Annotated in this window: 22 protein-coding genes and 1 tRNA gene; 11 read left to right on the top strand and 12 right to left on the bottom strand. The window is 63.7% G+C overall.

What is annotated here, in order from left to right; all coding sequences use genetic code 11:
• The first annotated feature begins 66 nt into the window (after positions 1 to 66).
• Complete coding sequence (locus FJ430_RS07560) at positions 67 to 369, top strand: BolA family protein (protein WP_140645148.1); 303 nt, start codon at positions 67 to 69, stop codon at positions 367 to 369.
• Here FJ430_RS07560 and FJ430_RS07555 read toward each other — a convergent pair whose 3' ends face one another.
• Complete coding sequence (locus FJ430_RS07555; protein WP_140704827.1) at positions 370 to 1,176, bottom strand: alpha/beta hydrolase; 807 nt, start codon at positions 1,174 to 1,176, stop codon at positions 370 to 372. It lies immediately after the preceding gene.
• A gap of 284 nt (positions 1,177 to 1,460) precedes the next feature.
• On the opposite strand from FJ430_RS07555, the gene FJ430_RS07550 reads away from it, so the two are divergent.
• From FJ430_RS07550 to FJ430_RS07540, 3 genes are read left to right on the top strand one after another with little or no spacing between them, the layout of a single operon-like run.
• The gene (locus FJ430_RS07550; RefSeq protein ID WP_140645146.1) at positions 1,461 to 3,410 is read left to right on the top strand and encodes a PrkA family serine protein kinase; all 1,950 of its coding nucleotides are present in this window, start codon (positions 1,461 to 1,463) and stop codon (positions 3,408 to 3,410) included.
• A gap of 19 nt (positions 3,411 to 3,429) precedes the next feature.
• Positions 3,430 to 4,740 carry a YeaH/YhbH family protein gene (locus tag FJ430_RS07545; RefSeq protein ID WP_140659657.1) on the top strand — a complete coding sequence of 437 codons (1,311 nt, stop codon included), beginning with the start codon at positions 3,430 to 3,432 and terminating at the stop codon, positions 4,738 to 4,740.
• Positions 4,741 to 4,751: 11 nt separating this feature from the next.
• Positions 4,752 to 6,296, top strand: coding sequence for a SpoVR family protein (locus FJ430_RS07540; RefSeq protein ID WP_140704972.1), 1,545 nt, complete (start codon positions 4,752 to 4,754; stop codon positions 6,294 to 6,296).
• Between the two features lie 403 nt (positions 6,297 to 6,699).
• On the opposite strand, the gene FJ430_RS07535 is transcribed toward FJ430_RS07540, so the two are convergent.
• Genes FJ430_RS07535 through FJ430_RS07525 form a run of 3 tightly spaced genes read right to left on the bottom strand, consistent with a single transcriptional unit; the run spans position 6,700 to position 9,364 of the window.
• The gene (locus tag FJ430_RS07535; RefSeq protein ID WP_140704825.1) at positions 6,700 to 7,596 is read right to left on the bottom strand and encodes an HlyC/CorC family transporter; all 897 of its coding nucleotides are present in this window, start codon (positions 7,594 to 7,596) and stop codon (positions 6,700 to 6,702) included.
• A complete protein-coding gene (gene aroB / locus FJ430_RS07530; RefSeq protein WP_140704823.1) occupies positions 7,593 to 8,738 on the bottom strand; it encodes a 3-dehydroquinate synthase in 1,146 nt (381 codons plus the stop codon). Before aroB ends, FJ430_RS07535 begins: the two co-directional genes overlap by 4 nt.
• On the bottom strand, positions 8,735 to 9,364 hold the full coding sequence (locus FJ430_RS07525) for a shikimate kinase (RefSeq protein ID WP_140659660.1): 630 nt from the start codon (positions 9,362 to 9,364) through the stop codon (positions 8,735 to 8,737). Before FJ430_RS07525 ends, aroB begins: the two co-directional genes overlap by 4 nt.
• 188 nt (positions 9,365 to 9,552) lie before the next feature.
• Here FJ430_RS07525 and FJ430_RS07520 point away from each other — a divergent pair, with 188 nt between their 5' ends.
• The 5 genes from FJ430_RS07520 to FJ430_RS07500 all read left to right on the top strand — a co-directional run bounded on the left by FJ430_RS07520 (position 9,553) and on the right by FJ430_RS07500 (position 13,520).
• On the top strand, positions 9,553 to 9,705 hold the full coding sequence (locus FJ430_RS07520) for a hypothetical protein (RefSeq protein ID WP_042643428.1): 153 nt from the start codon (positions 9,553 to 9,555) through the stop codon (positions 9,703 to 9,705).
• A 34-nt stretch (positions 9,706 to 9,739) separates the two neighbouring features.
• Entirely contained in the window at positions 9,740 to 10,654 is a 915-nt protein-coding gene (locus tag FJ430_RS07515; RefSeq protein ID WP_140704821.1) for a site-specific tyrosine recombinase XerD, read from the top strand.
• A gap of 99 nt (positions 10,655 to 10,753) precedes the next feature.
• Positions 10,754 to 11,704, top strand: coding sequence for an acetyl-CoA carboxylase carboxyltransferase subunit alpha (locus FJ430_RS07510; RefSeq protein WP_140704819.1), 951 nt, complete (start codon positions 10,754 to 10,756; stop codon positions 11,702 to 11,704).
• Between the two features lie 224 nt (positions 11,705 to 11,928).
• A complete protein-coding gene (locus FJ430_RS07505; protein ID WP_140704817.1) occupies positions 11,929 to 13,218 on the top strand; it encodes a L,D-transpeptidase family protein in 1,290 nt (429 codons plus the stop codon).
• Between the two features lie 50 nt (positions 13,219 to 13,268).
• Positions 13,269 to 13,520 (top strand): sulfurtransferase TusA family protein, encoded by a 252-nt coding sequence (locus FJ430_RS07500; RefSeq protein ID WP_140657901.1) that lies wholly within the window; start codon positions 13,269 to 13,271, stop codon positions 13,518 to 13,520.
• A gap of 17 nt (positions 13,521 to 13,537) precedes the next feature.
• Here FJ430_RS07500 and FJ430_RS07495 read toward each other — a convergent pair whose 3' ends face one another.
• Both FJ430_RS07495 and FJ430_RS07490 read right to left on the bottom strand, forming a co-directional pair.
• Positions 13,538 to 14,677, bottom strand: a complete 1,140-nt coding sequence (locus tag FJ430_RS07495) for a CobW family GTP-binding protein (RefSeq protein ID WP_181175314.1) — start codon at positions 14,675 to 14,677, stop codon at positions 13,538 to 13,540.
• Positions 14,678 to 14,685: 8 nt separating this feature from the next.
• On the bottom strand, positions 14,686 to 15,852 hold the full coding sequence (locus FJ430_RS07490; protein WP_140704813.1) for a D-alanyl-D-alanine carboxypeptidase family protein: 1,167 nt from the start codon (positions 15,850 to 15,852) through the stop codon (positions 14,686 to 14,688).
• Between the two features lie 221 nt (positions 15,853 to 16,073).
• Between FJ430_RS07490 and FJ430_RS07485 the strand changes: the two genes are divergently transcribed.
• Positions 16,074 to 17,237, top strand: a complete 1,164-nt coding sequence (locus tag FJ430_RS07485) for a M20 aminoacylase family protein (RefSeq protein WP_140647422.1) — start codon at positions 16,074 to 16,076, stop codon at positions 17,235 to 17,237.
• Between the two features lie 133 nt (positions 17,238 to 17,370).
• Positions 17,371 to 17,447, top strand: a tRNA-Arg gene (locus FJ430_RS07480).
• A 43-nt stretch (positions 17,448 to 17,490) separates the two neighbouring features.
• Here FJ430_RS07480 and FJ430_RS07475 read toward each other — a convergent pair.
• From FJ430_RS07475 to FJ430_RS07450, 6 genes are all read right to left on the bottom strand, one after another.
• On the bottom strand, positions 17,491 to 18,897 hold the full coding sequence (locus FJ430_RS07475; RefSeq protein WP_140704811.1) for an NAD(P)-dependent oxidoreductase: 1,407 nt from the start codon (positions 18,895 to 18,897) through the stop codon (positions 17,491 to 17,493).
• Between the two features lie 297 nt (positions 18,898 to 19,194).
• Complete coding sequence (locus FJ430_RS07470; protein WP_140704809.1) at positions 19,195 to 19,875, bottom strand: SGNH/GDSL hydrolase family protein; 681 nt, start codon at positions 19,873 to 19,875, stop codon at positions 19,195 to 19,197.
• A gap of 54 nt (positions 19,876 to 19,929) precedes the next feature.
• Positions 19,930 to 20,859 (bottom strand): ABC transporter permease, encoded by a 930-nt coding sequence (locus FJ430_RS07465; protein WP_181175327.1) that lies wholly within the window; start codon positions 20,857 to 20,859, stop codon positions 19,930 to 19,932.
• 24 nt (positions 20,860 to 20,883) lie between these two features.
• Complete coding sequence (locus FJ430_RS07460; RefSeq protein WP_140704805.1) at positions 20,884 to 21,846, bottom strand: ABC transporter permease; 963 nt, start codon at positions 21,844 to 21,846, stop codon at positions 20,884 to 20,886.
• Positions 21,843 to 23,372: a sugar ABC transporter ATP-binding protein gene (locus FJ430_RS07455; RefSeq protein ID WP_140704803.1), complete on the bottom strand. Its 1,530-nt coding sequence runs from the start codon at positions 23,370 to 23,372 to the stop codon at positions 21,843 to 21,845. The genes FJ430_RS07460 and FJ430_RS07455 overlap by 4 nt, the downstream gene beginning before the upstream one ends.
• A 73-nt stretch (positions 23,373 to 23,445) precedes the next feature.
• Positions 23,446 to 24,471 carry an ABC transporter substrate-binding protein gene (locus FJ430_RS07450; RefSeq protein ID WP_413467866.1) on the bottom strand — a complete coding sequence of 342 codons (1,026 nt, stop codon included), beginning with the start codon at positions 24,469 to 24,471 and terminating at the stop codon, positions 23,446 to 23,448.
• Between the last annotated feature and the right edge of the window lie 335 nt (positions 24,472 to 24,806).

The following is a 24,806-nucleotide window of genomic DNA, read 5'->3' as shown; positions in this document are numbered from 1 at the left end:
GGCTTAAAAGCGGTCGAAATTCAAGATTTTGCGGCTGTGCCGCAGATGTGGGGAAGGGAACCCAGGATGTCCATACAGTCGACGATGGAAAACAAGCTGAAGGCGGCGTTTTCGCCCGAAAGGCTCGCCGTCATCAACGAAAGCCACCTTCACGCCGGCCATCACCATGTCGAGTCGGGCCACCATGCGACGTTCGACGGCGCCGGCGAGACGCATTTCCGCGTCCGCGTCGTCTCTGCCGCCTTTGCCGGCATGGGTCGCGTCGAGCGCCATCGCGCCGTCAACGAACTGCTCGCCGACGAATTGAAAGCCGGCGTGCATGCGCTGGCGATCGAGCCGGCCGCGCCCGGCGAGAAGACGCGCTGGTAGTCAGCCGACGGTCGCCTTGAGGAAGGCCAGCGCGGCCGCGGTCAGGGCATCGCCGTCCTCGCCGAAATCGCGATTGATCGACATATGTGTATAGGCGCTGCCGTCGAACAGCGTCACCTTGGTGCCGGTGGCGCGCAAGCGTTCCGCGAAAGCTTTCGATTCTTCGCCTCGCCTGGATGCCCGCGAATAGGCGATGAAGGTCGGCGGATGCTTCCTGCCGTCGACATAGCTCGCCGGCGACAGCGCCGCCCACTGTGCCGGGTCGGAAAAGGCACGCGCATAAGCCCGAACCATACCGCCATTCCTGGAAAGCGCGGCAAGATCATAGGCCCTGGTGTCGTCGAGGATCAGCGCGGCGACACCGGGCAATCCGCCGCGCATGCCGGTCAGCGCAATCAGATGGCAGCCGGCCGAATGGCCCATGCCGACGATGCGATCCGGATCGCCGCCATGCCAGGCGATGTTGGCGCGCACATAGGCGTAGGCCTTTTCGACATCGCCGGCCTGGGTGGCGACATCCGCTTGCGGCAGCATGCGGTAATCGATCGAGACGAACACAAAGCCATTGGCGAGCAGGAAGCCCGGCTTGGCGCCGACCTGGCTGCGCTTGCCGAACCGCCAGGCGCCGCCATGGACGAAGAAGATCACCGGCAGCTTGTTCGCATCGTCGCCTGCATGGACATCGAGCTTGGCCGGACCGTAATCGAGGGTTTGCGGTTCCGGCTGGCCCGGACGCCCGGTCGCCGACGCACCTGGCGGCAACAGTGCCGCCAGCGATGCCGCGATGAGCCTGCGTCGATTGATCATCGTCATCTCCGGTTGCGGCGACAGCGCACGGACCCTGGCCACGCACCTCATTTACTGACCAAAAATGACAACTTTCGGTGCGAAAACAAATCCAGTCCTTGACGGTCCGCCGGCAATCACCACGTATCTTACTAGGCGAGCATTTTCGGCCGAATCGGAAACTCCGGGGGGCCGATGTCGGAGTGCGGAGAGCTCCCCTTCATGTGAAGGGAACCACAATGCTTTCCGGCAGTTGATGAAGCGATGAGCCGATTGGCAGCCTGTCGGCTCCGAGGCAAAGCATCATGCGCGAGAATCAAACAGACGTCTTCGATCTGTTTTCGGAGATTTATTCCAACGCGGCTCAGGAGGAGATAAGCCTCCAGCAATACCTGCTAGCTTGCCGCGAGGACAAATCCATGTATGCCTCGGCGCCCGAACGCATGGTTGCGGCAATCGGCGAGCCGAACCTGATCGACACCAGCAAGGACGAGCGGCTCGGCCGCATTTTTTCCAACCGCACCGTCAAGGTCTATCCCTCCTTCTCCGATTTCTACGGAATGGAGGACACGATCGAGCGCATCGCCGGATATTTCCGCTACGCCTCGCAGGGCCTCGAGGAGCGCAAGCAGATCCTCTATCTCCTCGGTCCGGTCGGCGGCGGCAAATCCTCGCTGGCCGAACGGCTGAAGAAGCTGATGGAGGAGCGCCCGATCTACACGCTCAAGGTCGGCAACAAGATCAGCCCGGTCTTCGAATCGCCGCTCGGCCTTTTCCATCCCGACCGCATGGGCGATCTGCTGGAGGATAAATACGGCATCGCCCGCCGCCGCCTGAACGGACTGATTTCGCCCTGGGCGGCCAAGCGCCTCGACGAACTGTCGGGCGACATCTCCAAATTCAGCGTCGTCAAGCTGATGCCGTCGCGGCTGCGCCAGATCGCCATCGCCAAGACTGAGCCCGGCGACGAGAACAATCAGGACGTCTCGGCGCTGGTCGGCAAGGTCGACATCAGGCAATTAGAGCACTTCAGCCAGTCCGACCCGGACGCGTATTCCTACAGCGGCGGCCTCAACCGGACGACGCAGGGGCTGCTCGAATTCGTCGAGATGTTCAAGGCGCCCATCAAGGTCCTGCACCCCTTGCTGACGGCAACCCAGGAAGGCAGCTACAACGGCACCGAGAATTTCGGCGCCTTCCCCTATCAGGGCATCGTCGTTGCCCATTCCAACGAATCGGAATGGCAGCAGTTCAAGAACAACAAGAACAACGAGGCCTTCCTCGACCGCATCCTCGTGGTCAAGGTTCCCTATTGCCTGCGCATCACCGAGGAAAGGCACATCTACGAGAAGCTTTTGCGCGAAAGCGAATTGGCAAGCAGTCCCTGCGCGCCAGAGGTGCTGGACATTCTCAGCCGTTTCACCGTCTCGACCCGCCTTGCCGAACATGAGAACTCACCGCTCTACACCAAGATGCGCGCCTATGACGGCGAGAACCTCAAGGAGGTCGATCCGAAGGCGAAGTCCGTCCAGGAATATCGCGACGCCGCCGGCGTCGACGAAGGCATGACCGGAGTCAGCACGCGCTTCGCCTTCAAGATCCTGTCGCAGACGTTCAACTACGACACCAAGGAGGTGGCGGCCGATCCCGTGCACCTGATGTACATCCTCGAGGAGGCGATCAAGCGCGAGCAATTCCCGAAGGAAACGGAGGCCGCCTATCTCGAATTCATCAAGTCGGAACTCGCGGCGCGCTATGCCGAGTTCATCGGTCACGAGATCCAGAAGGCCTATCTGGAATCCTACAGCGAGTACGGTCAGAACCTCTTCGACCGTTACATCGCCTATGCCGATGCCTGGATCGAGGATCAGGACTACAAGGACCCCGACACCGGCCAGATCCTCAACCGCGAGGTCCTGGACAAGGAGTTGTCCCAGGTCGAGAAGCCGGCCGGCATCGCCAATCCCAAGGACTTCCGCAACGAAGTGGTCAAATTCACCTTGCGCGCCCGGGCGCGCAACCATGGCCGCAACCCGTCCTGGACGAGCTACGAAAAGCTTCGCGAGGTCATCGAGAAGCGCATGTTCGGCCAGGTCGAGGACCTGCTGCCGGTGATCAGCTTCGGCTCCAAGCAGGACAGCGTCACGGAGAAACGGCACAACGAATTCGTGCAGCGGATGGTGGAACGCGGCTATACCCAGCGGCAGGTGCGCCGGCTGGTCGACTGGTATATGCGCGTGAACAAGGCGGGCTGATCAAAGCCGGGACGGTTCCATGCCGATCTTCATCGACCGCCGCCTGAATCCGAAGGACAAAAGCCTTGGCAATCGCCAGCGCTTCCTCAGGCGTGCCCGCGAAGAGCTCAAGCGCTCCATCCGCGACAAGGTCCGCGCCGGCGGGATCGCCGAGCTCGACCGCGAGCACGCCGTGCCGATGCCTCGCAAGGGCACCGGCGAACCGACCTTCGGCGACGACAAGGAAAGCGGCCGGCGCCAGCACATCCTGCCCGGCAACCGGACGTTCAGCCCTGGCGATCTTATCGACAAGCCTGGCGGCGGCGGAGGCTACGGCTCGGCTCCGGGGACCACGGAATCCGAGGACGACTTCCGCTTCGTGCTGTCACGCGAGGAAGTGCTCGACCTTTTCTTCGAGGACCTCGAACTGCCGGATCTGGTCAAGCTCAGTCTAAAGCAGATACTCAGCTTCAAGCCGAAGCGGGCGGGTTTCGCGGCAAGCGGCGCGCCGACCAACATCAATGTCGGGCGCACGATGCGAAACAGCCACGGGCGCCGCATCGCGCTCAGGCGTCCGAAGCAGGCTGACGTGGACGCCATCGCCGGGCAGATCGCCGAGCTGGAATCCAGGCCGCCGGATGCAAAGACACGCGAACGCATCGAGGCTCTGCGCGACGAGTTCGATCGGCTGGAGCGCCGGCGCAGGCGGATTGCCTATGTCGATCCGGTCGACATCCGCTTCAATCGCTTCGACCCGCAGCCGCGGCCGAATGCCAGTGCCGTTATGTTCTGCCTGATGGACGTCTCCGGATCGATGGGCGAGCGAGAGAAGGATTTGGCCAAACGCTTCTTCGTGCTGCTGCATCTGTTCCTGACGCGACGATACGAGCGCACCGAAATCGTCTTCATTCGCCACACCCATGAGGCCAAGGAGGTGGACGAGCACACGTTCTTCTACCACACGCAAAGCGGCGGCACCGTCGTTTCCACGGCTCTCGAGGAGATGCATCGCATCATCGAAGAGCGATATCCGGCCTCTGAATGGAACATCTACGCCGCCCAGGCCTCTGACGGCGACAATTTCGCCACCGACTCCGAACGCTGCATAGAACTGCTGGACCGCAAACTCATGGGGCTTTGCCAGTATTTCGCCTATGTGGAGATCATCGATGAGCGGGAAAGCCACATTTTCGGCTCGACCGAGAACGGCACGTCGCTCTGGCGCGCCTACAACGCCGTCGACGGCAAATGGCCGAACTTCCAGATGAGGCGCATTGCCGCGCCGGCCGACATATACCCGGTCTTCCGCGAGCTCTTCGCCAGGCAGCCCGGCTTACGCAAGAGCGCTTGAGGGCTTCGGCGATGGTCAACCAGGCGCGCAAGTCCGAACTGCTGTTTTCCGGGTCCGACTGGGATTTCAACAAGCTGTCCCGGGTCTATGACGAGATCGAAGCGATCGGCCGCGAAGTGCTTCACCTCGACATCTACCCGGTGCAGATGGAGGTCATTTCCTCCGAGCAGATGCTCGACGCCTATTCGTCGATCGGCATGCCGCTGATGTACCGGCACTGGTCGTTCGGCAAACGTTTTCTTTACGACGAGCTTCTCTACCGCAAGGGCGCTCGCGGTCTGGCCTACGAGATCGTCATCAACTCCAACCCCTGCATCGTCTACCTCATGGAGGAAAACACCATGGCCCTGCAGGCCTTGGTGACCGCCCATGCCGCGCTCGGGCACAATCATTTCTTCAAGAACAATCATCTCTTCCGGCAATGGACGGATGCCGGCGGCATCCTGAGCTACCTGGACTTCGCCAAGAGCTACATAGCCCGATGCGAGGAACGGCATGGCCTGGCCGCCGTGGAGGCGATCCTGGATTCGGCCCATGCGCTGATGGAGCAAGGCGTGTTCCGTTACCGTCGCCCGCCGAAACTGTCATCGGAGCAACAGCGCGAGGGGTTGCGCGAGCGCCTCGAATACGAGGAACGCTCATTCAACGATCTGTGGCGAACGCTGCCGCCCCCGCAGGGAAAGAACAAGCCGGAAGCAGGGGACGAAATCCTTGCCGAGCGCAAGAAATCGCTCAATCTGCCGGAGGAAAACCTGCTCTATTTCCTCGAGAAGAACAGCCTGGTGCTTGAGCCCTGGCAGCGCGAGATCGTCAGGATCGTGCGTGTCATCGCGCAATATTTCTACCCGCAGCGGCAAACCCAGGTGATGAACGAAGGTTGCGCCACCTTCGTGCATTACACGCTCATGAACACGCTGTTCGACCGTGGCCGCATCGGCGAAGGCGCCATGCTGGAGATCCTGCGCAACCACTCGAACGTCATCTTCCAGCCGGCCTATGACGATCCGCGCTTTTCCGGCATCAATCCCTATGCACTGGGTCTCGACATGATGCAGGACATCCAGCGCATCTCGACGGCGCCGACCGCCGAGGACCGCGACTGGTTTCCCGACATCGCCGGCCGCGGCGACTGGCGCGACACCCTGCTCGACGCCTGGGCCAACCACCGCGACGAATCCTTCATCCGCCAATATCTGAGCCCGACGCTGATCCGCAAATGGCGGCTCTTCGTGCTCGCCGACGGCGCCGACGAGCCGCACTATGAGGTGGCCTCGATCCACAATGAGCGCGGCTATGCCAAGATACGGTCGGCGCTCGCGCAAAGCTACGATGTCGGCGCCAGCCGTCCCGACATCCAGGTGGTTGACGTCGACCTGCTGGGCGACCGGCATCTGCGGCTCCAGCACAAGATCAAGGACGGCGTCATGCTCGAGGCCCAGAGCCGCGACGCAACCCTGCGCCATATCCGCAGGCTTTGGGGCTATGACGTCAGCCTGGCGGCAATCGATGCTGGAACCGGCGCGATGCTCAGCGAGCGTTCGACCAAGGAATTGTGAGCCGGGGCTCTGAGACGCCTGGTTTCTTCGGCGTAGGGATTTTGAAAGGTTGCAGGGTTGTCGGGCGCCAAGGTTTTCACCATTCGCTTCGGTGAAATCAGCGCAGATGTTGGGGGTTGGCTGAAGCCTCTCAACCTCGTCATCCCTGGGCGGAGCAGCCGCGAAGCGGCGTCGCGGAGACTCTGGGATCCATTCCGTGACCCTGATCGAAGAACGCAGCGGAGCAGAATTCTGCACCGCAGCAGCGCTCATGCGTCACGGAACGGATCCTCGGGTCTGCGCGCGTCGCTAGGCTCCTTGCTCCGCCCGTGGATGACGAGGCCGGACCGTTTCGGCCAATCTCCAAGGCATACCAACTGCCAACGCGACATGGCCGACCAGGCAAGATTTCTGTGTTAGTGAACTAGCTTTCGCTGGCGGGACGTATCCTCAACCTCGCAATGCGGTTCTTGTCCCGCTTCATCACCACGAAACGCTTGCCGTGGAAGGTGAAGGCCTGCTTCTCCTCCGGGATCGACTGCGTCTCATGGATGACCAGGCCGGCAATCGTCGTGGCTTCCTCGTCGGGCAGGTCCCAGTCGAGCGCGCGGTTCAAGTCGCGGATCGGCACCGTGCCGTCGACGACGACGGAGCCGTCCGCTTCCTTCTTCACGCCCTGCATGTCGATGTCGTGCTCGTCGGCAATCTCGCCGACGATTTCCTCGATGATGTCTTCCAGCGTCACCAGTCCTTCGACCTCGCCATATTCGTCGACGACGATGGCGAAATGCGCCTTGCGGCGCAGGAAGGCGTTGAGCTGTTCCTGCAAGGTGGTGGTGTCCGGCACGAACCACGGCTTCGCCGCGATCTTCATGACATCGATCCGCGAAAAGTCGTTGCCGAGCTCGTTGAGGGCTCTCAGCAGATCCTTCGCATGCAGGACGCCGACGATGTTGTCGAGCGAACCCTTCCACAGCGGCATGCGGGTGTGCGGGCTCTGCAGGATTTCGCGCACCACCGCCTCCGGCGCATTGTCGGCATTGACCGAGCGCATATTGGTGCGGTGGACCATGATATCCGACACTTCGAGTTCATCGAGGTCGAAGAGCCCTTCGAGCCGATTGCGCTCCTCACCGGCAGCCGCGCCCTCGCGGCGGGCATCGTCGCCGCCTTCATCCTTGCCGTTGCGCTCGGTCCGCTGCGGCGGCTCGAGCGGCCGCAGCGCGTAGCCGAAGGCGGCAAGCAGTCGGGTGCGCAACAGAAGCGCCGAAAGCAGGATGACGGCGAGGACGGCGGCGACGATCCAGCCGGCGTCGGTCATCCGGAACGGCTCCTCTTGGACCGTTCGGGATGGCTCGTCTTGAGGAAGGACAGCACTTCCAACGGCGGCACGTCCTTGGCGATGAAAGCCTGGCCGATGCCGCGCGTCAGGATGAAGGTCAGCGCGCCGCGCGACACCTTCTTGTCCTGGGTGATGAAGCCGAGCAGCGCCTCGGCATCCGGCAGCTCGCCCGGAATATCGGCCATGCGCCAGGGCAGGCCGACGGCGCGCAGATGCGCTTCGACGCGCCCCGCGTCGTCCGGGCTCGCCAGGTTGAGGCGCGCCGAGAAGCGATGCGCCAGCGCCATGCCGATGGCCACACCCTCACCATGGACGAGGCGCGCCCCGTCATAGCGCGTGGCCGCTTCCAGCGCATGGCCGAACGTGTGGCCGAGATTAAGCAGCGCCCGGTCGCCGGTCTCGAACTCGTCACGGGCGACGACGTCTGCCTTGGCGCGGCAGGCCTCGGCGATCGCCTCGACCCGTGCCGGGCCGCCGGCAAAGACTTGCCCCCAGTTCTGCTCAAGCCAGGCGAAGAAGACCGGGCGGTCGATCAGCCCGTATTTGGCGAGCTCGGCATAGCCGGCGCGGAACTCTCGGATCGGCAGCGTGTCGAGCACCTGGGTGTCGGCGAGCACCAGCCTGGGCTGGTGGAAGACGCCGACAAGGTTCTTGCCGCGGGCGCTGTTGATGCCGGTCTTGCCGCCGACGGAGGAATCGACCTGCGCCAGGAGCGAGGTCGGGATCTGCACGAAGTTCATGCCGCGCCGCACGATGCCGGAAGCAAAGCCTGCAAGGTCGCCGATGACCCCGCCGCCGAGCGCGATCACCAGGTCGCGGCGTTCGAGCTTTGCCGCGAGGACGCCGTCGACCACCTCTTCGAGATGGGCAAAACTCTTGGTCTTTTCGCCGGCGGGCAGCGCGATGACGGCGGACTGGATGCCGCCTTTCTCCAACCCCGCCTTCAGCTTGTCGAGATGCGCGGCGGCGACGTTCTCGTCGGTGACGATGGCCGCGCGGGTGCCGGGAAGCCGGCGCGCGATCTCGTCGCCGGAGCGCGCCAGCAGCCCGGAGCCGATCAATATGTCATAGGCGCGGTCGCCGAGCCCGACCTCGACCTTCACCGGTTCGGCATCGCTCACGACTGCACCTCGTCGGTTGTGGCGCTTGTAGCGCCTGTCGCGATCGCGTCGACGCCGAGATGGGTGCAGAGCGCCGCGACGACTTCGCCGGCGATGATCTCCTTGCGGTCGTCCCGCGTCGGCACGGTCAGGTCGGCGGTGGCGTAGACCGGATAACGCTCGCCCATCAGCCGCTCCAGCACGCCGCGCGGATCGGGATTCTTCAAGAGCGGCCGGTTCTGCTTCTTCGAAACCCGCTCCATCAAGAGGTCGAGGTCGGCCTTCAGCCACACAGACACGCCATAAGCCGTGATTGCCTCGCGCGTCTGCGCGTTCATGAAAGCGCCGCCGCCGGTCGACAGCACCTGCGGTCCGTTCTCCAGCAGGCGCAGGATCACGCGCTGCTCCAGCGCGCGGAATTCCGGCTCGCCATAGCGCTCGAACAGCTCCGGCACCGTCATGCGCGAGACGCTTTCGATCTCCTGGTCGCTGTCCATGAAGGGCAGCGAAAGCATCGCCGCCACCTTGCGGCCGATCGCCGTCTTGCCAGCGCCCATCAGCCCGACGAAGACAATCGAGCGGCTGCCGAGCGCTTCGATCAGCGCGGCGCGGCCTTCGTCCGTCGGATTGGGTGGCAGAGCGTTCATCAGGGCCTCTTTGCGCCGTATCGACATCAAAAGCCTGTTTGCGTCAAGCACGGCCGGACAACCGGGCGCGAAGCGTCCCGGCAAAACCTTCTGTTCACCGGAAGCCTTCGTCCTTGAATTGGCCGGATCGGCGTCCCATAAGGGCACAGGGCTTTGGAAACGCAGAACAACAAGACGGGCGAAATTGAATGCCGACTTTGTTTCGCTTCGTCGTGACGCTGGCGGTTCTTGCAGGCATTGCCTATGGCGCGATGTTCGCGCTGGCCATGTTCGTGGAGCCGAAAAAAGCGGAAATGAGCATCCGCATTCCGGCCGAAAAGCTCAACCCCAAGAAGAACTGACCAAGAAAACCGACAAAGAGCTGATCCCGGCCCGATGAAAAGCGCCGCCCGCATCGAAGCCTTCCTCGAAATGATGAGCGCCGAACGCGGCGCGGCGGAAAACACGCTCGCCTCCTATCGCCGCGACCTGGAGGATGCCTCCGAGACGATCCAGGGCGGGCTTGCAGGTGCTGGAGCTTCCGACATCCGCGCCTATCTCGACGACATCGCCGCGCGCGGTTTCGCGCCGACCTCGCAGGCGCGCAAATTGTCGGCGATCCGCCAGTTCTTCAAATTCCTCTACGCGGAAGGCCTGCGCGGCGACGACCCGACCGGCACGCTGGACAGCCCGCGCAAGGGCCGGCCGCTGCCGAAGACGATGAGCGAGGCCGAGACCGGCCGCCTGCTCGACCGCGCCGCGCTGGAAGCCGGCGAATCCGCCCCGGACGGCGACAGGCTGGCCGCGTTGCGCCTGCACGCGCTGGTCGAGGTGCTCTACGCCACCGGCCTACGCGTCTCCGAATTGGTTGGCCTGCCGGTGACGGTGGCGCTGCGCGACGACCGCTTCTTTATGGTGCGCGGCAAGGGCGACAAGGAGCGCATGGTGCCGCTTTCGACCAAGGCGCGAACCGCCATGCGCGCCTGGCTTGCCGCGAGGGCCGAGCGCCCGGCCTTTGCCGAAAGCCCGTTCCTGTTCCCGGCCTCATCCGACAGCGGGCATCTTTCCCGCCAGGTTTTCGCCCGCGATCTCAAGGGGTTGGCCGCGCGGACGGGGATAACCGCGGCAAAAATCTCGCCGCATGTGCTTCGCCATGCTTTTGCCAGCCATCTGCTGCAGAACGGCGCCGATCTCAGAGCCGTTCAGCAACTTCTAGGCCATGCCGATATCTCGACCACGCAGATCTACACCCACGTGCTGGAGGAGCGGCTGGTGCGGCTGGTCAACGATCATCATCCGCTTGCCGACTAGGCCTCATATCGCTATGTGAGGGCGACGTTCCACCCCCCGGAGCCGGCATTTCAGCGGTTCCGCCTGCCATTGCCTTCCGACGGATCGGTCCGCCCAAGCATGTACAACTACCTCGACTTCGAAAAGCCGGTGCAGGATCTGGAACTCAAGATCCTTGAGCTGAAGAAGCTTGCCGAGAACGGTGAGGCGGTCGATGTCGCCGAAGAGATCAGCAGGCTGGAAAAGCGCTCGCGCGACGCATTGCGCGACCTCTACAAGGCGCTCACGCCCTGGCAGAAGGTGCAGGTCGCGCGCCATCCCGACCGCCCGCACTGCGTCGACTACATCAAGGCGCTGTTCACCGATTTCACGCCTCTGGCCGGCGACCGCAATTTCGGCGACGACCAGGCGATCGTCGGCGGCTTCGCCCGTTTCCGCGGCGAGCCCGTCGCGGTGATCGGCCAGGAGAAGGGCTCCGACACAGCAAGCCGTATCAAGCACAATTTCGGCTCGGTGCGCCCCGAGGGCTACCGCAAGGCGGTGCGGTTGATGGAGCTTGCCGACCGCTTCCAGATCCCGCTGCTGACGCTGGTCGACACCGCCGGCGCTTATCCCGGCGTCGGCGCCGAGGAGCGCGGCCAGGCCGAGGCCATCGCGCGTTCGACCTCGGCTTGCCTGTCGCTGAAAGTGCCGTCGATCTCGGTGGTGATCGGCGAAGGCGGCTCCGGCGGCGCCATCGCGATTGCCACCGCCAACCGCGTCTACATGCTGGAACACGCCATCTATTCGGTGATCTCGCCCGAGGGTGCCGCCTCGATCCTGTGGCGCGACACCACGCGCTCCAAGGACGCGGCGACCAGCATGAAGATCACCGCGCAGGATCTTCTCGAGATGAAGATCATCGACGCCATCATTGCCGAGCCGATGGGCGGCGCCCAGCGCGCGCCGGAGACGGTGATTGCGTCCACCGGCGACCTCATCGCCAGGACGATGAAGGACTTTGCCGGCGCCAACACCGATTTCCGCGAGCAGCGCCGCGAGAAGTACCTGGCGATGGGCCGCAGCCTTTAATCGGGCATCTTGCGGTAAACTGTGGCGGCAACGACCAATTTCGCCACAAAAATGCCGCCGGATTCGGCTCAATGGACTTGCCGTGAGGGGTTGGCCCAATTTGTCGCGAAGGCTTGCGGTAAGGAATTTTCAAGGTTAACGGGCTTACGGTCCACTGGTGTTCAGCCTGCGGGTCAAGCCATGCCGAGAGCCGTTAGCCCGAAAGAAGAGACGTAGCCGTACCGATGTTTGCCAAGCTTGCCCGCACCGGAGTCCTTATCGCCGCCATTGGCGTCGCCGGCTGCAATGATTCATCGATGAAGGATTTCGCGCCGGAGGCCAACAAGCCGTTGCCGGACAAGATCCTCGCCGACATGAAGGCCAAAGGCATGGTGCGCACCTCCTCGGTAATGGCGCGCATCTTCAAGGAAGAAGGCAAGCTGGAGATCTGGAAGGCCAAGACCAATGGCCGCTACGATCTCGTCGCCAGCTACGACATCTGCAAATGGTCGGGAAAGCTCGGCCCCAAATACACCGAGGGCGACCGCCAGGCGCCGGAGGGCTTCTATACGGTGCGTCCGTCGCAGATGAATCCGCGCTCGAATTATCATCTGTCCTTCAACATCGGCTTCCCCAACGCCTATGACCGCGCCAACGGCCGCACCGGCCAGAACCTGATGGTGCATGGCGCCTGTTCGTCGTCGGGCTGCTATTCGATGACAGACGCCCAGATCGAGCAGATCTATGCCTTCGGCCGCGACGCCTTCCAAGGCGGCCAGACCGAGTTCCAGGTCCAGGCTTTCCCGTTCCGCATGACCGCCGCCAACATGGCGCGCTACCGCAGCGACCCGAACTATGAATTCTGGAAGATGCTGAAGGTCGGCTACGACAATTTCGAGATCACCAAGGTGCCGCCGAAGGTCGACGTCTGCGAGAAGCGCTACGTCTTCAATCAGGTCGCGCCCGAAGGCACGGCCTTCGACCCGACTGGCCCCTGCCCCGCGACGACCCAGCCGGATTCGTTGAAGACGGCCTACGCCAATTACGAGAAGAGCTACGACGCGGCCTTCAATTCGGCCGTAAAATCGAGCACGCCGCCACCGAAGCCGACGATTGCCGGCGTAAAGGAAGCCAGCATCGTTTCCGACTGGTCGAAGCGCCGCGCCCGCGGCGAGCGCGTGCCGATCGATCCGCCGTCGATGAATTCGGACGGCTCGGTGACGGAAACGACCCGCATGGGCCGCATAGATTCCCCGCTCGGCCGCAAGATGGCAGCAGCCGACGCGGAAAAGGAAGCCAAGCGCAAGGCCGAAGAGCAGCGCCTCGCGGCGATCGAGGCGGCCAAGGCCGCCAAGGAACAGGCAAAGGCGCAGGCGCTGGCCGAGAAGGAGGCCGCCAAGCAGGCCGCGCAGCAGCCGGTCGTCACCGCCGGCGTCGAACCCGCGGCCGTCCAGCCAGCGCAGCAGCCCGCCGATGCCGACCAGGGCACCGTGTCGAAGCTGAAGAAGAAGCTGCTCGGCATGTTCGGCGGCTGACATTTTTATGCATGTCGCCCAAAAGTGGAAGACGGTCTTGGGATAACGACATGCATGAACAAAAGGCAAAGCCGCCCGCCAACTACGATCTCAAGGGACTGAACTGTCCGTTGCCGGTGCTGAAGGCCCGCAAGCGACTGGCCGCGATGCGACCTGGCACCCGGCTGTGGCTCGAAACCACCGATCCGCTCGCGGTGATCGACATCCCGGCCTTCTGCGCCGATGCCGGTCACCAATTGGTCGAAACGGCCGCGGTCGCCGGCGGCCACCGCTTCCTGGTCGAGCGCGGCAACGCGGCCTGAGCCGGTGTCTTTTCGGCTTACAATCCAGCTATCGCCAGCGGATTGGCTTCCAGCGCCGCGCGGTCCGGCGTGTCGATCGACGGCTTGTTGGTGAAGGCGGCGAACAGCCGCCGGATATAATCATCCGGCATATCGAGCGTGATCAGCACCAGCCTGGTGCCGCGCTGGCCATCGGGCCAGGCCGGCAGTCTTGCCGGCGGATGCAGGATCTTCTGCACGCCGTGGATGACCACCGGCCGCGAGGGGTCCTCCGCGAGCTCGATGACGCCCTTCATGCGCAGGAGTTTCTCGCCATGCGTCGAGCGCAGAAGGTCGAGGAACATCTCGATCGTCGCGAACGGCACCGGGCCGTCATGGACAAGCGAGTGCGAGCGCACGCGCGTGTCGTGGCGATGCGCATGGTGATGGCGGCCATGATCATCGTCACCGTCATGGTGATGATGGTCGTGATTATGGTGATGATCCTGATCATGGTGATGATCCTGATCATGCGCCGCCTCTTCGCCAAGCCAGCGCCGCACGTCGGCGGACTTGGTCTCAGGATCATAGAGGCCGCAATTGAACAGCGCCGCGGCGCCGGCCTCGCCGACATCGAGCACGACGGCGCCCGGATTGATCTGCTTGAGTCTTGCCCGCAACGCCTCTACCCCGGCCGCGTCGGCAAGGTCGGCCTTGGTCAGCACGATGCGGTCGGCCACCGCGGCCTGTTTCACCGCCTCGACATGGGCATCGAGCGTCGCCTCACCGTTGACGGCGTCGACCAGCGTGATGACGCCGTCGAGCCGGAACGCCTGCACCAGCGCCGGATGCGCCATGATCGACTGCAGCACCGGCGCCGGATCGGCCAGACCCGTCGTCTCGACGACGACGCGGGCCAGTTTCGCGATACGGCCGGTCTGCAGCCGGTCGACGAGATCGGCGAGTGTGTCGACCAGGTCGCCGCGCACCGTGCAGCAGAGGCAGCCGTCGGAAAGCTGGATGATGCCGTCCGAGGCCTGCTCGACCAGGAGATGATCGATCGCAACCTCGCCGAACTCGTTGATGATCACCGCCGTGTCGGCAAGCTCCGGATCCTTGAGCAGCCGGTTGAGCAGAGTCGTCTTGCCGGCGCCGAGAAAGCCGGTGAGCACCGAAACGGGAATGGGAAAGCCGCTCATCAGCTTGGCTAGTTGGCAGCTTTGACGGGCTGGTCGCCCTGGGCTCCGGCGGCGGCCGTCGCCAGCGGCTCGGCGCCGGCCGGCGCCGGTCTGTCCGGCCGCCAGATCGGCAGCGGCACATCGGCATAGTTCTGGTCGACCTGGTCGACGAATGCCTTGGGCGCTGGCCCCGTGGCGCCGCCGAGTCCGACCGCGACCAGTGTCGGGTGGTCGAGCTTCACCTGGTAGGGCGATTTCGACTTGTCCTTGGCCGCAACCTCGGGCGCCGCCTCGGACTGCTCCTCCTTCGGTTTCTTCGCGCAGATCTCGTCATGCATGTCGTTGGGCGACAGCGTGTCGCCATAGGGCTTGAGAGCGCCAAGCGTGGTCGAAGTGGCCGACGGCATCTCAAAACCCAGATCGAGCAGCTTTGCCGCCGCTTCGGCGCGGCTGATCGCCGATTTCTCGCCAAGCACGACGGCGACCAGCGTGCGCCCGTTGCGCGTCGCCGAGCCGATCATGTTGAACCCGGAAGAGCAGACGAAGCCGGTCTTCATGCCGTCGGCGCCGGGATAGCGGCCGATCAGCAGATTGTAGTTCGGGATGGCCCTCTTGCCGACGGCAAGGCCCTCGATCGAGAACCAGGGCGCATATTGCGGAAAATCATTGCGCAGCGCCGCCACCAGCACGGCAAGGTCGCGCGCGGTCGTGTACTGTTCCGGCGAATAGAGCCCGTTCGGGTTGACGAAATGCGTGCCGACCATGCCGAGCCGGGCCGCCTCGGCGTTCATGCGGTCGGCGAAGGCGGCTTGCGACCCGCCGATATTCTCGCCGACGGCCATGGCGATGTCGTTGGCCGACTTGACCAGCATCATCTTCAGCGCATTGTCGAGCCGCATCACCGAGCCGGGCTTGAAGCCCATCTTGCTCGGCGGCTCGCCCGCCGAATGCTTCGTCACCTTGATCGGCGAATCGAGCGCCACCTCGCCCGCCTGGATCGCGCGGAAGGTGACATAGGCCGTCATCAGCTTGCTGAGCGAGGCCGGATACCAACGCTTGAACGCGTCCTGATGCTCCAGAATGGAGCCGCTTTTGAGGTCGAAAAGCACGACCGGGTTGGCATGCGCCGCGCCGGCGAGCGCCGGAAGCGCCAGCGCGCCTGCCAGCAACAGGTTGAGGAAATGCCTTTGCCGCATGATCAAATCCGAAATCGCCTCTTGCCGTAGTCGCCGCTGGGTCCGTAAGATTTCGTTACCCATCGCCAGCACAAATGCGGCTCGACCCTCGACCCCGGACCGCATTGTTGTGGTGCTATTTACCCTATGTGACGCCAAAATGGCAAAGTTCAACATAATCACAATTGCTGAGCAGCGGATCTGAACCGACTGCCGCCAATCAACCAAGAGATGGAACGATCATGCCGATTCTGAACCGCGCCGCGCAAATGCAGGAAGAAGTCGCCGGATGGCGACGACATCTGCACCAGACACCGGAGCTGAATTTCGACGTCTTCCAGACCGCCGGCTTCGTCACCGAAAAGCTGAAGGCGTTCGGCTGCGACGAGGTGGTGACGGGACTGGGCAAGACCGGCGTCGTCGGCATCATCCGCGGTCGCAAGGGCGATGGCCCGACCATCGGGCTGCGCGCCGACATGGACGCGCTGCCGATCGACGAGATCACCGGCAAGCCATGGGCCTCGACCGTGCGCGGCAAGATGCATGCCTGCGGCCATGACGGCCATACCGCGATGCTGCTTGGAGCCGCCAAATACCTCGCCGAGACGCGCAATTTCACCGGCACCGTGGCGGTGATCTTCCAGCCGGCCGAGGAAGGCGGCGGCGGCGGCAACGAAATGGTCAAGGACGGCATGATGGAGCGCTTCGGCATCGAGAAAGTGTTCGGCATGCACAACATGCCGGGCCTGCCGGTCGGCCAGTTCGCCATCAAGCCGGGCCCGATCATGGCCGCGACCGCCGAATTCACCATCACCGTCAAGGGCCGCGGCGGCCATGCCGCGATGCCGCACGGCACGATCGATCCGATCGTCATCGCCAGCCAGCTGGTCGGCGCGCTGCAGACCATCGCCTCGCGCAGCACCGATCCGGTCGAGGCTGTGGTGGTATCGGTGACGAAGTTCCATGCCGGCGACGCCTACAACGTCATTCCCGAAAGTGCCGAGATCGCCGGTACCGTGCGCACGCTGAAGAAGGAAGTGGCCAAGAAATCGGAAGAGCGCATTCGCGCGCTCTGCGCCGGGCTCGCCTCCGCCTTCGGCGCCACCATCGCGGTGGATTACGACGCCAACTACCCCGTCACCTTCAATCATGCCGAGGAGACCGTGTTTGCGGGCGATGTCGCCGCCGATATCGCCGGCGACAGCCATGTCCACCGCGCCATCCAGCCGGTGATGGGCGGCGAGGATTTCTCCTATATGCTGGAAGCCCGCCCCGGCGCCTTCATCTTCATCGGCAACGGCGACTCGGCCGGCCTGCATCACCCCGCCTACGACTTCAACGACGAGGTCATCCCGCACGGCATGAGCTATTGGGTGAAGCTGGCCGAAACCGCGCTGGCCGCCTGAGCGGCCGCCGGCGAAGGCCCCGCCGCCATATGCTTGGCCGGCTCAGCCGGCCTCGCCGAGACATTACGGCCTATGGGGAGGTCAGCATGCCCCTTGGCGAACCGACCCGAAGCGGCTATGTGTCTGGCCGCGTGGTCCCGTAGCTCAGTAGGATAGAGCGGCAGATTCCTAATCTGTAGGTCACAGGTTCGATTCCTGTCGGGATCACCATATTTTTCAAAGGCTTGGCGAGCAAATCGCCGCATGGTGGGTGTCAGGGCGATCCTGAAGTGAACGGCCCCGAAAGATGATACGTGCGCATAAGTGTGGAGAGACGGTTCGCGGCCTCGGCGAACGCTTCGCCTCCGGAAGCGATCAGCGCCGGTCGCTCCTGCTCGGACGCCGCCAGGATGCGTTCCCAGAACGCGGCAACGAGAGCGCTTGATCGGGCGAGGTCGGCGGCCACGTTTTGATCGTCGGCCAGCGCCGCCAGGTGCCGGAGATTGATGCCGCCGATACCGGGCGGGGTTTTCGCTCCCATGTCGACAAAACCGGAAGGCAGCGATCCTTTCAGATTGTGGACGCGATGGTCGACGATGGCGGCGCGGATCTGATCGATCGCCTGCTTGGCGCCCGCGACACGGGAGGGATGGTCGGTGTCGGCCGCGGCATGCGGAAGAAGTTCCAGACACTGGCCATAGGCTTCGACCAGCTTCAGATAAGGCAGCATCGGTCCTGAAAGCGTCGCGCCATCGGCAAAAAGGTCGGCATCGATCGCCGCGTGGGAAATACGGCCCGATTCCAATGCGCGCTCCAGCGCCGCCACGTCGACCAGTTCGCCGCGATCATAGTTGATGAGCACGGCGCCGTAGTTGAGAGCCGAAAGCACCTCATCTCCGATCAGCCCGGCATTGGCGTATTTTTGCCGGCCGGCATCGAAAGCGCCCAGGCCAAGATGGACCGAAAGCGCGTCCGCGCCGCGCGCCGCCTCCACCATGCTTGCGGCGTAGTCGAAGCCTTCCAGCTCGATCCATTTGCGGTGACGGGGCCGCGCATGGATGGTGACCCGCATGCCGAAGGCCTGGCCGAGCCTGGCGAATTCCCGACCGATGTTGCCATAGCCGATCACCGCCAGTCTTTTTCCTTCGAGCTTCTCGGTCGGGTAATGGCGCAGATCTTTTCCCGTATCGAACTGCCCGCCGGCGACCAGGCTGTTGAGCCTGTCCACGGGAAGATCCGGCCTGACTTTCAGCAGCGCCTTCATGGCCATTTGCGCGGTGGCGCGGCTGTTGATGCCCGGCGTGTTCATGAGAGGCGCTTCGCCGCCTTCCCCGCTGCCCCCACCCCACGATGCCGAGCCCATATTGCCGGTGCCGGTCCCGATGCGCACGCCGCCGAGGCGGAACCTGGCCTCCGCCGGAATGAAGGTAGCCGCGGCGATGACGGCGTCATAACGGCCGTCGCCAGCCTCGGCCAACAATTCTTCCCGCGTGCTCAATTGCGGCAGGTAGGAGAAATGCAGCCTGCCGGGATCGAGGGCGCCAGCGCTGCCGATGCCTGTCTGATGGAACACGCCGCCCTTGGCTTCGATGTAAGCCTTGACCTCGCTGTGATCGGGATTGCCGTCCGCGCCGAAGCGAAGGCCGACAAAGTCGCAGATCAGAATGTTGGCTGATGTCATGAACGTCGTTTCCCTGCAGCTGCCTCCAGCTACTCCGATCCGTTATCCGATGGACGACGTGAAGCGGCATATCCGGGTCGCAAGCGAGAGATTTGCCTCAGGAAGCTAGAACCTATCGGCTCTGACTTGGAAGGGACAAGCCGCTGAACAATTCATGGATCGGTCCGCTAATGGTTTTCATGGCCGGGACGAAACCCGCACGATCAGCCTGCCGAAATTGCGGGCCGGCGGTGCCGCGCCGGTCCCGCAATCGACGCATCGGTCTGGAGGGGCCGATGCGCCGTCACACCTGAACCTTCAGGCAACCTTGCGATCGGCCTGGCGCGCGAAGATCTCCTGAACCTTGTCCGCTATCGCCTTGCCGAGGCCGCAGTTGTTCTCGGCAGTGAAGTGGATGCCGTCGCAGCCGTCGGTGGTGATGAAATCCCCGGCATTGAGGAAATCGACCTTCGTGAAATCGGCCATGGCACGGTATTCGGCCGCGAGCGCCGCCGTCTTCTCATGGCCGCCGGCGAACATGCCCTGGAAGAAGGGATGCGGCATCGGGGTCAGCGGCGGCGGCGCGACCACCAGCGCCTGCGGGGCCGGATAGGGCGTGCCGACACCGCCGGCGCTGGTGAGAATCTGGCCGACGAGCTTGGCCATGCCGTTGGCGATCTCGTAGGGCGTGCGGCGGAAGAACGACTTGGTGTCATTGGTGCCGAGCATGACGATGACGAGATCGAGCGGCAGGTGGCTGGCGATGGCCGAGGGCAGATAGGCGCTGCCGTTGAGGCGCGGATCGTTGGGATCGTCGAGGCTGGTCGTGCGGGCGCTCAAACCTTCCTCGATCACATGATATCCGTCGCCCAGATGCGAGGCCATCACGCCCGTCCAGCGGTCCTGATAGGCGTAGCGATGCGTCGGCGATCCCTCGATGACCGGAATCCAGCCCCAGGTCAGCGAGTCTCCAAAACAGAGGATCGATTTTTTGGTCATGTCTCCAATCCATTTCCCTATGCGATTGACTATTGGCCGTCCCGAACTCGCCGCTCAGTTCGACCTGCTCCTGATGCCGTAGAGGATCGCCGCGAGCAGGATGATGAGGCCTTGCGCGATCAGCTTGCCGGGCTCGTCGACGCCGAAGGTTGTCATCACCACGAACAGCAGCGCAAAGGACAGCACGCCGAAGAAAGGCCCCCAGACGCCACCTTCCCCACGGCCGAAAACGACGCCGCCGAGGATGGTCGCGGCGACCGCCAGGATCGGCAGGTCGAGGCCGACCCGGACGCTGCCGACGGCAATCGAAGCCGTCTGGACCAGCGCGGCGATGCCAGCGAACAAGCCCGCCAGCGTATGCGCAAGCACGACCGTGCGCGCGACCGGGACGCCGGAGAAATGCGCCGCCTGCACGTTCTCGCCGACCGACGTCACATAACGGCCGAAGACCGTGCGCGACAGGAACAGCGACAGCGCCACCGAAACCACCACCCAGAAGATCACCGGCGTCGGCACCGGGCCGAGCTTGGTGTTGTAGATGTCGGCGAACATGCCGGGCACATCGCCGGGCGGCTTGCCGCTCGACAGATACTGCACGATCCCGACCAGGACGATGCCGACGGCGAGCGTGACGATGACGGCCGAGACCCGCCTCACCCCGACCATGAGGCCGTTGAAGAACCCGACGGCCAGCCCGATGGCCAGCGCCAGGACAATGAAGAAAGCCATGGAAGCGCCGGGAAAGACGCCGGACGAGATGGTGTAGTTGATGAGCAGGATGACACCGCCGCCCGACAGGTCGATGCTTCGCACCCGCATCACCAGAAGCTGGCCCAGCACCAATATGCCGAGCGGCACGATCTGGCGCACGAATATGCCCATGATGTTGAGATTGAGCATGTTCGGCCGCGCGATCCACAGAACCAGGAGCAGCACGCCAAAGACGTAGTAGGCAGGAGGGACGCGCAGGAAGCGGCGCATCATAGGATGGGTGAGCGCGGCAGCCACTTACAACCCCATCTTTTTGCGCGACTGCAGAGCGACCACAAAAAGCAGGATCGCCCCCTTGATGGTGGTCTGGATGAAGGGCGACACATTTGTCAGGTTCATGCCGTTGGCAAGCAGCGCCATGACAAGGGCGCCGATGACGGTCCCATGCAGGCTGCCGATGCCGCCGGAAAGCTGGGTGCCGCCGATGGCCACCGCCGTGATCGCGTCGAGCTCGAACAGCAGCCCGACATTTGGATCGCCCGAGACGATGCGCCCGGCGAGGAAAATGCCGGCAAGCGCCGCGAAGCAGGCGCAGATCACATAGGCAAGCACGATGTTGCGCCGGTCGGCGATGCCGAAATTATGCGCCGCATCCTCCACGCTGGACGAGACGCCACCACCGATCGCGAAAAGATGCAGCCCGAAGCGGGAACCGTAAAGCAGCTTCCAGGCGACCAGGAGGGTGAATACCCCCCAGAACACCGGCATGGGTATCCCGAAGAAGGAGCCGGCCACGGCGCTGATGACGATATCCGGCACCGTGCCGCCCGAAACCGGCCGCAATATCCGCGTGATCCCGAGCAGGATGTACTGCGTCGACAGCGTCGCGATGATCGGATGCACGTTGAAGCGGGTGATGATGAAGCCGTTGCCGAAGCCGACCAGCGCGGCCAGCACGAATACCGCCGGGATCAGCACCCAGGCCGGTCCGCCGAGGGCGAGCACCGCCGTCGTGAAGCTGATCATCGACCCTACCGAAAGGTCGAGCCCGCCGAGCAGGATGACGAACATCTGGCCGACCGCCGTGATGACGAGCGGCATCGCCTGCGGCACCAGATTGAGCAGATTCTCCCCGTTGAGGAACTGCGCCGTCTCGAGGCTGAGCCAAAGCGTGATGGCCAGAACGATCAGCAAGGGCAGCATCCACATGCCTTGCCGCGATCCTCTCGCGCCCGTCAGGCGTCTGCTAATGGTTGTCATCGGCGCTCACCTCTCGCCTCATTGGCCTCCCCGTTGGCGCTGAGCGCGGCGTCGAGGATGTTGTGCTCCGTGGCGTCTGCCGCCGGCATTTCCTTGACGATCGTGTCGTTGTGGACGACGCAGATGCGGTCGCAGAGCCCGATCAGCTCGATCGTCTCGCGCGACAGCACCAACACCGCCCCGCCTTTGCCGGCAAAGTCGCGCAGCAGCCGGTAGATCTCGGACTTTGCGCCGATGTCGACGCCGCGCGTCGGTTCTTCGACGAGCAGGATGTCGATGTCGGCGGCGAGGTAGCGGCCGAGCAGCACCTTCTGCTGGTTGCCGCCCGACAGCGTGCCGACGGGGGCGCTCGGACCGCTGGCCTTCACGGCAAGGCTCGACATCATGTCGGCGACCTGCCGCTGATAGCCGGCGGCCAAGGCCAGTTCCGACCGTTTCGAATGGAGTGCGGCGGCAATGTTGTGCGCCACGGAAAGGCCGAGGAAGAGCCCGTCTTCCTTGCGATCCTCTGGTACGAAGCCGACGCCCATTGCCTGCAGCCGGCGCACGCCGCCGCCAGGCGACACCGGCAAGGGCAGCGACTTGCCCTTGATCGTCACACGGCCGGCGAAAGGATGGTATTGACCGACCAGCGAGCGCAGGAAGCGCTGCTGGCCCTGCCCCTCCAGGCCGGCCAGCGCAACGATCTCGCCGCGGTTGAGCGCCAGCGAGAACGGCCTGGAGCGCTCGGTGATGCGGAAACCCTCGACCGAAAGCATGGCGGGGCCGGAGACATCGCCACGCTGGGGAAAGAGATCGGCCAGCTCGCGGCCGACCATCATCGCGATCAGCGACGCCGGCGTCATCTCGGCGATTGCCCTGGTGCCGACGAGTTCGCCGTCCTTCAGAACCGTGACGGTGTCGCAGATGGCGAAGATTTCGTCCATCCGGTGCGAAATGTAGACCACCGCCTTGCCCTCATCCTTCAGTCTGCGGATGTGGCGGTTCAACACTTCGACATCGGCGGCATTGAGCGCCGCCGTCGGCTCGTCGAGGATGAACACGCTGGCATCGGTCATGATGCCGTGCGCGATCTCCACGAACTGCCGTTCGGCGATGCTGAGCCTCGACACCAGTGTGCCCGGATCGAGCGTGAGGCCGAGCTCTGCAAGCGCCTTGCCCGCCTCGCGCCGCATGCGGCGATGGTCGACCCCGCCGAAAGCAGTGGTCGGTTCTCGGCCGAGAAACATGTTTTCGGCGATCGTCAGATTGGGCAGCAGCGACAATTCCTGGAACACCGTCGAGATGCCGGCTTCCAGCGCATCCTTCGGCCTGTGGAAGGCGATCTGGCGCCCATCGCGCAGAATGGCGCCGCCATCCGGCTGATGGACGCCGGCGAGGATCTTCATCAACGTCGATTTGCCGGCGCCGTTCTCGCCCATCAGCGCATGGACGGAGCCCGATCGGAGAGCGATGGAGACGCCCTTCAGCGCCGCCGTGCCGGCAAAGGCCTTCCGGATATCCGACATTTCGACAAGGGTTTTCACGAAACAAGCACCACTGCATTCAGGAGTATTCGGTGGCGCGGGCCCACGTCACCGCGCCACCATGGCGCCACCTCTACTTCTTGGCGTAGAACTCCTTGAGCTTGTCTTCGGGCAGCTCCGACGGCCACCACACATTGGCCGAGAGATCGTCGCGATAATATTTCTTGATCTTCTCGATATCCCAGCCGGGCGGATTGTAGTCGTAGTGCTTCTTCAGCTCCTTGCCTTCGAGCAGGGCCACGGCGGCGCGGATGCCGGCCGCGCCCTGGGCCGGGCTATATTCCGCCGAGATCGACTTGAAGCCGTCGGCGATCCACTGGCCGAAGAAGCCGTTGTTGCCCTCGCCGGTGATCGGCGGGATCTTGGCGCCGAACTGCTTGAAGACGTCGACGCAGGCGCGCGTCATATCGGCGCCGGAAGACCAGATGCCGTCGACCTCGGGATTGTTCAGGTAGAGCGTCTCGCAGAGCTTCTTGGCCTTGTCGTACTGCCAGTCGCCATGCTCCTCGGCGATGATCTTGACGTCGGTCCCCTTCAGCGCCTGCAGCAGGCCGTTGTAGCGGTTGGTGTCTTCCGGATGGCCGGCGAGCCCGCGCAGCACCCAGATATTGCCCTTGCCGCCGAGTTCCTTGACCAGGAAGTCGCCCATCACCTTGCCGAAATGCTCGGCGCCGCCCTGGATTTCGGTGGTGAAGGCGTCGCTCTCGATACGGCCGGTATGCACGATGACGGGAATGCCCGCCGCCACGGCCTTGGCAATGCTGGCGTCCGCCGAGGTTGACGTGACCGGCTGGACGATGATGGCGTCGACCTTCTGGGCGATCAGGTCCTCGATGTCGGCGACCTGCTTCTTCTGGTCAAAGCCGGCATCGAGCAGGATGAATTTGCTGATGCGCTTGTCCTTGGCGGCGGCAGCCTCCGCCTCATGCGCGACCTGCACCGTCCAGGTGTTCGCGTTTACGCCGAAATGGCTCATGCCGATGACCCAGGGCGGATCCTTCTTGAATTTCCCGGCCTCGACCGCTGGATTGTCGCCGGCACGGGCGGTAACCCCGTCGAGCAGCGATACCTCGTCGGCGAACGAGGGAGCGCACCACATGGTGGTCGCGATCACTGCCGCTGCGATTGATTGGATAATCCGTCTCACTGAGCCATCCTCCTTCTCAAGCTCCACGAGCCCTGGTGACCAGGGCCACGACTTCCCCATCGGCGTCCGGCCATGGCCAAACGCCGCACCTGCCGGGGCGATCCCGGCACTGCTTCAGTTCATTGCTCAACCCGAGCGCATGGCTGCTGGAGACAAGGTCCAGCGTTGCCGCCATGGGTCATGGCAGCCTATCGGCACAAAAGGTTCGGGGCATTCCTCCCAGGCTCACTTTCAACCATCGATCCGGTGGACTGTCAATAATTATTCAGAGTGATGGATTATCTTTG

Origin of the sequence: Mesorhizobium sp. B2-8-5, from assembly GCF_006440675.2 — a bacterium.
In the GTDB taxonomy this organism is placed as follows: domain Bacteria; phylum Pseudomonadota; class Alphaproteobacteria; order Rhizobiales; family Rhizobiaceae; genus Mesorhizobium.
Note: the sequence above shows the minus strand (reverse complement) of the source record. Positions and strands in the feature narration are given on the sequence as shown.